At 43.2% G+C, this 9,878-nt stretch carries 9 protein-coding genes and 2 pseudogenes; 4 read left to right on the top strand and 7 right to left on the bottom strand.

The annotated features are described in order from the left end of the window. Positions 1–89 precede the first annotated feature (89 nt). From EWV68_RS12145 to EWV68_RS12130, 5 genes and pseudogenes are all read right to left on the bottom strand, one after another. Positions 90–1,244 carry a DUF4407 domain-containing protein gene (locus EWV68_RS12145; protein ID WP_425184207.1) on the bottom strand — a complete coding sequence of 385 codons (1,155 nt, stop codon included), beginning with the start codon at positions 1,242–1,244 and terminating at the stop codon, positions 90–92. A gap of 117 nt (positions 1,245–1,361) precedes the next feature. Beyond that, positions 1,362–1,583, bottom strand: a pseudogene (locus EWV68_RS22090) (hypothetical protein); the annotation flags it as partial. Then, on the bottom strand, positions 1,576–2,346 hold the full coding sequence (locus tag EWV68_RS12140) for a hypothetical protein (protein ID WP_287237501.1): 771 nt from the start codon (positions 2,344–2,346) through the stop codon (positions 1,576–1,578). The pseudogene EWV68_RS22090 and the gene EWV68_RS12140, both read right to left, overlap by 8 nt. Positions 2,347–2,555: 209 nt before the next feature. Continuing rightward, positions 2,556–3,437 carry a tetratricopeptide repeat protein gene (locus tag EWV68_RS12135; RefSeq protein ID WP_287169911.1) on the bottom strand — a complete coding sequence of 294 codons (882 nt, stop codon included), beginning with the start codon at positions 3,435–3,437 and terminating at the stop codon, positions 2,556–2,558. A 34-nt stretch (positions 3,438–3,471) separates the two neighbouring features. Further along, positions 3,472–3,618, bottom strand: coding sequence for a hypothetical protein (locus tag EWV68_RS12130; protein WP_172456229.1), 147 nt, complete (start codon positions 3,616–3,618; stop codon positions 3,472–3,474). On the opposite strand from EWV68_RS12130, the gene EWV68_RS12125 reads away from it, so the two are divergent. Together EWV68_RS12125 and EWV68_RS12120 are read left to right on the top strand one after the other, a co-directional pair. Then, entirely contained in the window at positions 3,560–5,038 is a 1,479-nt protein-coding gene (locus tag EWV68_RS12125; protein WP_287169909.1) for an efflux RND transporter periplasmic adaptor subunit, read from the top strand. The two genes, EWV68_RS12130 and EWV68_RS12125, sit on opposite strands and share 59 nt — an antisense overlap. Before the next feature lie 197 nt (positions 5,039–5,235). Next, entirely contained in the window at positions 5,236–6,453 is a 1,218-nt protein-coding gene (locus EWV68_RS12120) for an ABC transporter permease (RefSeq protein ID WP_061432162.1), read from the top strand. A gap of 60 nt (positions 6,454–6,513) precedes the next feature. Here EWV68_RS12120 and EWV68_RS12115 read toward each other — a convergent pair whose 3' ends face one another. After that, positions 6,514–6,975 (bottom strand): NUDIX domain-containing protein, encoded by a 462-nt coding sequence (locus EWV68_RS12115; RefSeq protein ID WP_287169917.1) that lies wholly within the window; start codon positions 6,973–6,975, stop codon positions 6,514–6,516. A 188-nt stretch (positions 6,976–7,163) separates the two neighbouring features. Between EWV68_RS12115 and EWV68_RS12110 the strand changes: the two genes are divergently transcribed. Beyond that, positions 7,164–8,093 carry an NAD(P)H-dependent glycerol-3-phosphate dehydrogenase gene (locus EWV68_RS12110; protein WP_061432163.1) on the top strand — a complete coding sequence of 310 codons (930 nt, stop codon included), beginning with the start codon at positions 7,164–7,166 and terminating at the stop codon, positions 8,091–8,093. 292 nt (positions 8,094–8,385) lie between these two features. Then, entirely contained in the window at positions 8,386–8,637 is a 252-nt protein-coding gene (locus EWV68_RS12105) for a lipopolysaccharide assembly protein LapA domain-containing protein (protein WP_043996298.1), read from the top strand. 233 nt (positions 8,638–8,870) lie between these two features. Here EWV68_RS12105 and EWV68_RS12100 read toward each other — a convergent pair. Further along, positions 8,871–9,133 (bottom strand): annotated as a pseudogene (locus EWV68_RS12100) (ISAs1 family transposase); the annotation flags it as partial. Positions 9,134–9,878 lie beyond the last annotated feature (745 nt).

The following is a 9,878-nucleotide window of genomic DNA, read 5'->3' as shown; positions in this document are numbered from 1 at the left end:
CTTGTCCATTAAGAAATGTTACAAATTACATGGGTACATTAAGAAAAGTTAAGGGGGTGTATCCATTGATGGATAAGGGTTTTCGGCTGTTATGGTATATATGTATGGGGTAAGTTCAGTTCTTCCACAATGGAAGGAATTGTTCGATTTTCCATTTGCTTGTGCATTTCCTGCTTAATTTTCTGCTTGTAAACGGCGGGATTAAACTCTTGCCCTAAGCGAGAAATTTCTCGACTTAATTGATTGGTATAGACTTTACTTAAGTCATCTACAGCTTTTTGATAGTTTTCGCTTTGAAAAGCATTATTCATTGCTTCCTGTTGGGCTTTTTCTTGTATTTGCAAATAAAGAGTTCGCTGCATTTTCTCTTCTTCGTCTAATAAGCAGTCATAAAGACTACTTTTTAGAAAAAGTTTAGCAATGATTGGACTGACATCAATTAAAACAAAAAGAAGGATGATAAAAAAACTTAACCGAGCGTAAATAGGTTTTTTCTTTCCTAACTCATTTAGTGTCTCAAGCTGAGTCATAATATCATCAGCTTTCGCTTTTTCAGTGATAATATTCGCCAACTCAAGATCGCGTTTTTCGGTTAATTTCCTGATGCGATTGAGATTCTCTTTAATCTGAGCATCTAAATTTTTCTTATTGCTTTCATACTCAATAAGACTTTGCTGATATTTTTGCCATTTTTTGTCATAGACAGGGCCTGTGCCTAATTTTTTTGTACCAGAAGTTCCTTCTGCTTCTCCAATAACAGCCCGATAAGCTTCATTCATTTGTTGTTTCAACTTATCTAAATTATTCTGCAATTTTTGATTATCTTTTTCTAATTGAGAAATCTCAGAATAAATCAGAATTAAACGAGTCTTTTTTTCTAACGCAATTTTTGAGTTTTGTTCAACCAGTTCAGCCCGAATCGGTTTTTCAAGAATTTTAAGTTCTAACGGTTTAGCAACAACGAAAGCGATAGAGATAGCGACTAATACCTGAACTCCAAGAAAGACAATTTTTTCTACAGACCAATTTTCTTCCTTCCGAGTGGTGGAAACTAAAAAGCGATCAAGGTTGCCAATCATTAATCCCCAAAAGAGACCAAAGCTGATTGCCATCTTTGTTGAATTAAAAACAGTCCACAAGACATAACCTCCACTCAGGGACGCTGCTACAGAGGTTAACAGAACTGTGAAACCGATCATCGCATATTTATTGTGATCGACTTGGCATCGTTCTAAAACCTTAATGTTCGCTCCCGCACAAAACCAAAGGAATTTTACTAAAAAGTTGATTTGGTCGAGTTTATTGGGTTGCTTTTGAGCCGCTGCGTCCCAGGGAACCCAAACAGAAGAGGATGCTTGTCCGACGCTGTACTCCTCGGCTAAATCTGTTTTAGGATCTAAACCCGCAAGTTTAGCTAAGTCAACCAGATCAGACGATGCTTGTCCGGCGCTGTACTCCTCGGCTAAATCTGTTTTAGGGTCTAAACCCGCAAGTTTAGCTAACTCAACTAGATCATCTGTATCTGCATTAGCAAGACGCAGGTACAGTTCTTCAACTTCTCGAATAAAATCTGCATCACTCATAACGCAATACCTGACGACTTAGATAGGGCTGGGTTTTATGCTTTAAAAATAACTTAGCGAATCCTAACTCAAATACGTTTAATTTTTCGTGTCGATAAATATCATCTCTAAATAAATTTTCTAAACCCGTAATCACAACCTGACGCATTTCAGGAGTAAATGTCGCTTCAACGCTCCAGGGAACACCCGCAATTAACATTTTACCCAGGGAATCCGCTAATTCCCCAATCAAAACAGGCTCACCCGTCCTATTCTCGAACACCCACACAGGCTGATTATTTGCTCCCTTGTGACTAATTTGCGCTATTTTAAGCTGAAACTTATCCCCCTGGGACTCTTTCTGACGCTTTTCTCTAACTCCCTTTAAGTTTGCTTTCGATAAATCAGGAGTTATAGTTCCTTCTAGTTGAGACTTGCTTTCCTGTTCTCCTCCTAACTGACGTTCAATCTCTAATTCCCTTGCTAAAATCTTTTTCAACGCTTCATTTCTCAACTCAGAAGGCATTTGGCCATTCTCCAGTTTTAAGCGTAACTCTCCCCCCCGCAAACCAAACTTAACCCGTCCAAAGCGAAAATCAAGCCACTGCTGATTAAAAATAATCCGCACCGATAGGGAAAACGCCTCTGGATCAGACTTTTTCAAAAGCGAAAAAAGTCCCTTCGACTCAGGCGCAAGGGGTTCTCCCGAAATCTCCAAGTGCAGACATTCAGGATACTTATTATCATGTTCTGTCACCGCAATTGCCCTTGATTGCTTTGCCATCATCCTAGGCCTTTCAAACCCTTAACTGTAATAATTGTACTGTATGTGGGGTTTGCGGCAAAAAATTTGTTGTTTTGCTAATAAAGTCCCAAAACCATTTTTTAGCAAAGCTGCTACCGATATTCAGCCAGCCCTAATTAGCTAGAGCAAGCCTCAAGAATTCCTAGCAAATTAACTAAGGGGTTATCTTAATGCTTGCTGCTATCAGCTTAATTTTCTTCCTCCACTTCGGGGGTTGGTTGTGGTAAACGAGCGATAAAATCTTTCATTTTGGGATTATTAAACATTTTCTCCGTGTCTTGCAGAAGACGTTGACCCCAGAGATTTTCCTCTAAAAATTCCAGACTGACATAACGACTATCGCTAGTGAGAGCGGCCTGAGCTAATTTGATGCCCTCCTCAGTTTTACCTTGACTATAAATAGCCACCGCAATAGCTAACTGAGGTTCCAGCTGTTTAGGATCAATTTTCAAAGCGGCCCGCCAATCTTTAAGGGCTGCTTCCTTGTCACCCTGTTCGTATTTAACTAAACCAATATTATTAATAGCGGGCCAAAAATTTTTATCTTGACTAACAGCTTTTTCGTAAGCTGCAATCGCCGCAGGATATTGTTCTAACTTGAGATAGGAATTACCGAGATCAAAAAGAGCGGGGGAGATATCGGGTTTCATTTGCAAACCCGCTTCAATCTGGGCAATAGCAGACTTGTAATCTTGATTCTGAAAATAGGCACTACCGAGGGAAAATTTAATATTAGCGTGGGCATCGGCGGGAGCAAGGGACAAAGATTGATTTAATGCCTCGATACCGGGTTGCACCTGATCGTCTTGCAGATATAAACTACCGAGAATAAACCAAGTTTGATAGAGATGGGGGGCTAACTGCACCGCTAACTTAGCCCGTCCGAGGGCCGCATCGGTACGGCGAAAACGAGCTAATTGGATGGCATCTTCGGCCATTTCAATTCCCGCTTGTTCCATCTGTTCTAACTCCGGTTCGATGGCGTAGGGGAGTAGCGCTTGGGAAAAAGCCGGCGGGCTGCCAGCGACGAAAAAAATGAGCAAAGAAATGATTAATTGAAGTTTTGGCACAGTTTACCCCCGCGATAGGCCTTTTTTAATCAGTCTATCTCGCTTGGGAGTTGTTGGCTAAAGAAACAACAAAGGCAACTCTAGAGACGTTAGTATATAACCAATTAACTTTTGGCTCATCGATGGCAATAACCGTGTTGGGAAAATCAAATCGCCCCCTATTTTGGATATTCGGACTCATGGCTAGTGGTTTTCTGGCGGTGGGAGTGGTTTCTTATCGCTTGCTGCAAACACCTCCTCCTAGCCTAGAATTGGCGAAAATGACCGTTCCTGCTCGACGGGAAACCCTCGCTGTGGAAATTAAAGCTAGTGGTAGGGTGGAACCAATCCAAAGTGTCAACATTAGCCCGAAAAACCCCGGCCGATTAGTGCGATTATTGGTGGATCAGGGCATGATTGTTAAAAAGGGACAAACCCTCGCCGTCATGGATAATTTGGAGGTGTATGCCCGAGGAATGCAGTCAGAAGCGCATCTAAGGGAAGCTCTAGCCAATCTGGAACAGGCTAAACGCAGTATTCCCGAAGATATCCGGCAATTACAAGCCCGATTTTATCAGGCCCAGGCCAGTTATAAGCAATTAGAAGCCCGTTTAGCTCAGGCCAAAGAAAGAATTCCCAAAGATTTAGACCAGCTGCAAGCTCAGGTACAAGCAGCCCAATCCCGTTTTCGACTAGCAGAAAATCGGGTTAAACGCAATGAAAATTTAGTCCGGGAAGGGGCGATCGCTCAAGACCAATTTGATGCCGTCCTCAATGAATATCTCAATGCTAAAGCCAATTTAGACGAATCGATCCGCCGTTTGGAACAAGCAGATAAAACTGCTTCCCCAGAAGTGGCCGGAATTGAGCAGGAAATGATCCGAGCGGCAGCAGCGATTGCAGAAGCGAAATTTGCCCTCGAACAACGCCAAAAAACCCAAGAAACCGAGCTTGCTCGACTAGAATCATCTGTAGCGGCCGCCAAGGCCGATTTAGAGCAAATCAAGATTCAATACCGCGATACAGTCATTACTGCTCCCTTTGATGGCATCGTCACCCAAAAATACGCCACCGAGGGTTCTTTTGTCACTCCCACCACTTCGGCCTCCAGTACCGCTTCCGCCACTTCCACCTCGATTATCGCCCTGGCATCGGGATTGGAAGTGATTGCTAAAGTGCCGGAAGTAGATGTGGGTTTATTGCAGCGCGGCCAACCAGTGCGAATTGTCGCCGATGCTTTTCCTGAAGAAGTCTTTGAAGGTCGAGTTATTCTCGTGGCTCCTGAAGCGATTATCGAGGATAATGTTACTTCTTTTGAAGTGAGAATCGGTTTGGTGACGGGACGGGACAAACTCAAATCGAAAATGAATGTGGATGTAACTTTTGTCGGCCAGCAGTTAGATAATGCCCTCGTCGTGCCGACTGTGGCCATTGTCACCCGGGAAGGCAAGTCAGGGGTTTTAGTTCCCGATGCCGAAAATAAACCCAGTTTTCAACCCGTTTCGATCGGTTTGGTCTTAGACGATAAAACCCAAATTTTATCAGGTTTGGAAGCTGGAGAAAAGGTCTTTATCGATCTCCCCGAAGGAGCCGAAGATACCTCGAAAACTAATCAAAAATAATCAAAAATCTCAATAATTTTTCTTAACAAATATCTCCAAATTGTCTTTTTTCTGATCGGACAGGATTCAGGAAATGGGGGAATGGGGGAATGGGGGAATGGGGAAATGGGGGAATTCAACTAATACCCCAAAACCCCAAAACCCTACAACTATCTAACCGATAACTGATAACTGATCACTGATAACTGATAACTGATATGTTGATCACCGAAAGTTTAAAAATGGCCGTCTCCACCCTAGCGGCCAATAAAGTGCGTAGCGGCCTGACTATGTTAGGGATTATCATCGGTAACGCTTCAGTAGTGGCCATGATCGGTATTGGCCAAGGGGCGCAAACCTTAGCCAATGACCAGTTTGCTAACTTGGGACCCAATACCATTTTTGTGGTGCCAGGGTCGCGACAAGCACGCAATACCACCGTTAATTTACCGAAAACCTTGGTTTTAGCCGATGCTCAGGCGATCGCCGAACAGGTTCCCACCGTCGCCGAAGTCGCCCCAGAAATAAACGCTCGTTTCCTGATTTCCCATCGTAATCGCAACATGACGGCTCTAGTCACGGGAAGCACCCCAGAATACGCTTCTGTCCGCAATTTTACCCTAGAAAAAGGTCGTTTTATCAATAATATCGATCTAGCCCGCAACAAACGGGTAACAGTGATCGGCACGGAAGTGGCAGCGCAACTTTTTCCCACCCAAAATCCCCTTGGTCAACAGCTGCGGATCAAAAATCTCAGTTTTGAGGTGATCGGGATTTTAGAGGCGAAAGGCTCCTTTTTTGGCAATAATCAGGATGAAATGCTGATTATTCCCCTTAGCACCATGAACTCGCAACTGGTGGGCAAAACCGGACCCTACGGTGTCGAGTTGAGTTGGATTAGTCTCACCGCGCGATCGGGGGAGGAAATCCGCGCCGCTAAGTTCCAAATCCAGAATCTCCTGCGTTTACGCCATAAAATCGTCGCTGAGGATGATTTTCGCGTCGAAACTGCTAAACAGATGATCGAAATCTTCGCCACGATTACCCAGGGTCTCACCCTACTTTTGGCTTTAATCGCTGGTATTTCCCTGATTGTCGGTGGTATCGGGGTGATGAATATTATGCTGGTTTCGGTTTCGGAAAGAACCGGGGAAATCGGACTAAGAAAAGCGATCGGAGCCAGAGAACAGGATATTCTCTTACAATTTCTGATTGAATCAACTCTCGTTTCCATCGCCGGCGGTGCGCTTGGTATTCTCGTCGGTGCAGGAGCGATCGTTCTCGTCTCCAGTTTCTCTCCCCTGGCCGCCACTGTTTCCGCCACCGCCGTCGCCCTGTCTTTGAGTGTTTCCACGGGTATTGGTCTCTTTTTCGGCGTTTTTCCCGCCTATCGTGCCTCTAAATTGGAGCCGATTGTCGCCCTCAGAAGTGTCTAATTTTTTAAGGTTTTTCGGGGACGTTTTTGGCAAGGATTGCTTTTATGGCTAGTTTGGGGTCTAATGTGTGGGACGAATTTTATAATCCCGATAACGACGATAATCATTGAGAATGCGATCGTGATCAAAGCATAAAGGTTGGGGGAATTCCCAAAGATGAAAAATCCCGACTTTTTTGGCATCATCGGCAGCGATCGGTTGGCCTTTTGCCGTGGCGATAAAAACGATACTAATGGTGTGTTGACGTGGATCGCGGTTAGGATCGGAATAGACGTGAAATTGCTCGATTAACTGCACCTGTAAACTGATTTCCTCGTAAGCTTCCCGAATGGCCGCCGTTTCCACTGATTCACCGTAGTCCACGAATCCCCCCGGAATTGCCCAGCCAAAGGGCGGATTTTTTCTCTCAATTAGTACGATCGGACGGTGGGGCGAGTCGATCAGTTCGATGATAATATCAACAGTGGGGGCAGGATTGCGATAGTTTGTCTTTTGCCTCTGATCCCCCCTGCCCCCCTTGATAAGGGGGGTGCCGATAGGCGGGGGGATCCCCCCTGCCCCCCTTGATAAGGGGGGTGTCTGACAACTTTTAACACCTACCTACTTATCAGTAATCGGTGAATAATTTCATTTAAGACTCATAACCTTCAAATCGAATCATTTCTAACCAGTAACTGATCAGGGATCACTAATAAGGAGGAGAATAGAAGTTGTTAGAAAATGCCAAGAAAATTACGGTTATAGGTGGGGGAATTTGGGGACAAACTCTCGCTAATTTGGCTAGACTTAATCACTTAGCTGTTAGGGTTTGGTCGCGTCATACTGGGGAAGATTTAGGGGCTATTATAGCAGATACTGAGGTAATTATTTCAGCAGTTTCGATTAAAGGAGTTGCTCCAACGATCAAAAAATTACAGCAATTACAATTAAATTCTCGCATAATTATCGTCACCGCTACTAAAGGATTAGAGCCAATCACCACTCGTACCCCTTTTCATCTGTGGAATCAAGCTTTTCCCGCTAATCCCCTTGTGGTTCTTTCCGGTCCCAATTTAGCTAAAGAAATTAATCAAGGTTTACCCGCTGCCACGGTGGTAGCAAGTTATCAGCAAAAAGCGGTAATATTGTTACAAAAATTATTATCTGGGGAATCTTTTCGGGTTTATCTTAATAGCGATCCCTTGGGGACTGAGTTAGGTGGCACTCTCAAAAATGTCATGGCGATCGCTTCTGGGGTTTGTGATGGTTTACAGTTAGGTACTAATGCCAAATCTGCCCTGTTAACTCGCGCTTTACCGGAAATAGTTCGGGTGGGAACTTGTCTAGGAGGTTGTCAAGAAACTTTCTTCGGTTTATCGGGTTTAGGGGATTTATTAGCCACCTGTAATAGTCCTTTATCTCGCAATTATCAAGTGGGTTATCAATTAGCTTTAGGTTTATCTTTGCCTGAGATTTTAGCAAAGTTAGAGGGAACTGCCGAGGGAATAAATACCACAGAAGTTTTGATGAGAATTGCCCAAGAAAAAAATTTATATGTACCGATTACCTGCCAAGTTGATCGTCTTTTGCGCGGGGAAATTTCTCCCCAAGTTGCCGTTTATGAATTGATGCGTCGGGATTTAAAAGCAGAATTTGATTGAGAGACAAGAGATTTTTCAGTGATCAGTAATCAGTGGGGGATTGGGGAGTGGGGAGATGATGCCAAGTCATACCATTATTCAGCAAACCCTATCTAATCAAATTAGTTCCCCCATAGAACCCCCTTGAGCCATCTTGTACACTTTTCTCTTTTTGTCAAATTTTATGTTAAGAAAGATGCGACTAATGGATAGGAGGGCCACGAATAAAGAAAAATGGTATTAATAGGAAGCTAACTGCGAAATTAGCCTACAAAACCTGAAAAAATCTCCCACAAACATGGCGAGGACAAGCATGAATACAATTAGTAATTTTTTAGCTAGTGCTATTGTCGGCGGCTGGATTATGACCATGGCAGTTTTTGCTATTCAAAATATCCAACCAGTTTCTTTAAAGTTTCTACAATTTGAGTCAATTAAAGTACCTATCGGTGTTTTATTGGCTTTTTCTTTGGGAATTGGATTTTTTATGGCCGCATTTATCCCCGCTTTTTTGAGAAAGTCGAAAAAATCTCCTCGCAGTCGCTTTCCTCCCCCACAACCGTAGGGTTGATTCATTTAAATTAAGTACAGCGGATTTTCAGTCAAATTTATTGACTGAAAATTCTCAAGTTTATCTTTTTCTAATCAAAAGAGTTAGTCACAATAACTAATCTTTAATTTTCTGCCAATATTTATTATGAAGAGATTGATAAAGCTTGTTCCCAAGCCACTAAAAGCCTATCTCTCTTCAAATTGTCTGAGAGTACATCCTGTTAATTTAGCTAATTTTTTTGCTTCTTACGTCGATAAAACTATCAGTTTTTCCCAACGTTCAGCTAACCACCTCTGTCCCTCCGTTATTGAGAGAAAACCCCAGGGAAAAGATTCAATCCCATGGTTGTGAGAATTGACCAATTGCTTGCCGCTTGAAAATCACTGATCTGGCTTTTATCTTCCTCAAAAATTATATCTTTTACCCAATGTAACTGATTTTCTATTTTCCAATGTCCTCGAATAATTTCAGCAAATACTTGGGCGGATGCGGTTAGGCTACTGATATATAGCGTTTCTCACACCTGTGTGGCACAGTTAAACCTTTGCTGATTAAGCTTTTCACCATCGACAATGTACCTCTTGCCAACAGGAAACGCTATAGTAAGCTGTTTCTTCATAAGTTTTATCCCCGCGACTACCCCCAGGATAAGCTCATCTAATTTGGTATAAATTGTACTAGACAAAGATTTCTAAATAGGGTAAAGAACTCGCTTGAATAATGGTAAAACCCTTTTAAAATAAGGCTTTTGACCTGTTAAAATCCGATGTTCATGCTGCGAAAATCGGATTGGGACCCTCAAAAACCTTGCATTATCCTTCTTGTAGTACATAAACTGGTACGAAAAGAGAGGGCAACAAAGCCTGAAACTCCCGACGACCGACGACCGACGACCGACGACCGACTCCTAACCCCACCAACAAACTTTTTCAGCAAACCCTAATTGATAGAGAGTTAATCCTTTGACATCCTCACCCCGAACTCGATCGCTCCCCTCTTTCGCCACCGATCTAAGCTGGACAGACACAGCAGAATGAGTCGGTTTGACATTTGAATTAACTCCCCGCAATGCCGCACTTCTATCCCCCGACTATAGCAAAGGACTTCACGCTTGGTTTTTAGACCAAGTACGTCAAACCCACATTCCGCACCCTCAACTGTCACATAAGCTGTCCCCCTCCAGAGACTTGAGTAAAAATACTTAGCTGGTGAAGGTTTTCTCGGTGGCCGTTAGGGGGAGCTTGAGACCCCTA

The organism is Microcystis sp. M_QC_C_20170808_M9Col, assembly GCF_007095495.1.
Classification (GTDB): domain Bacteria; phylum Cyanobacteriota; class Cyanobacteriia; order Cyanobacteriales; family Microcystaceae; genus Microcystis; species Microcystis aeruginosa.
This window is presented reverse-complemented; position numbering and strand designations above follow the sequence as displayed.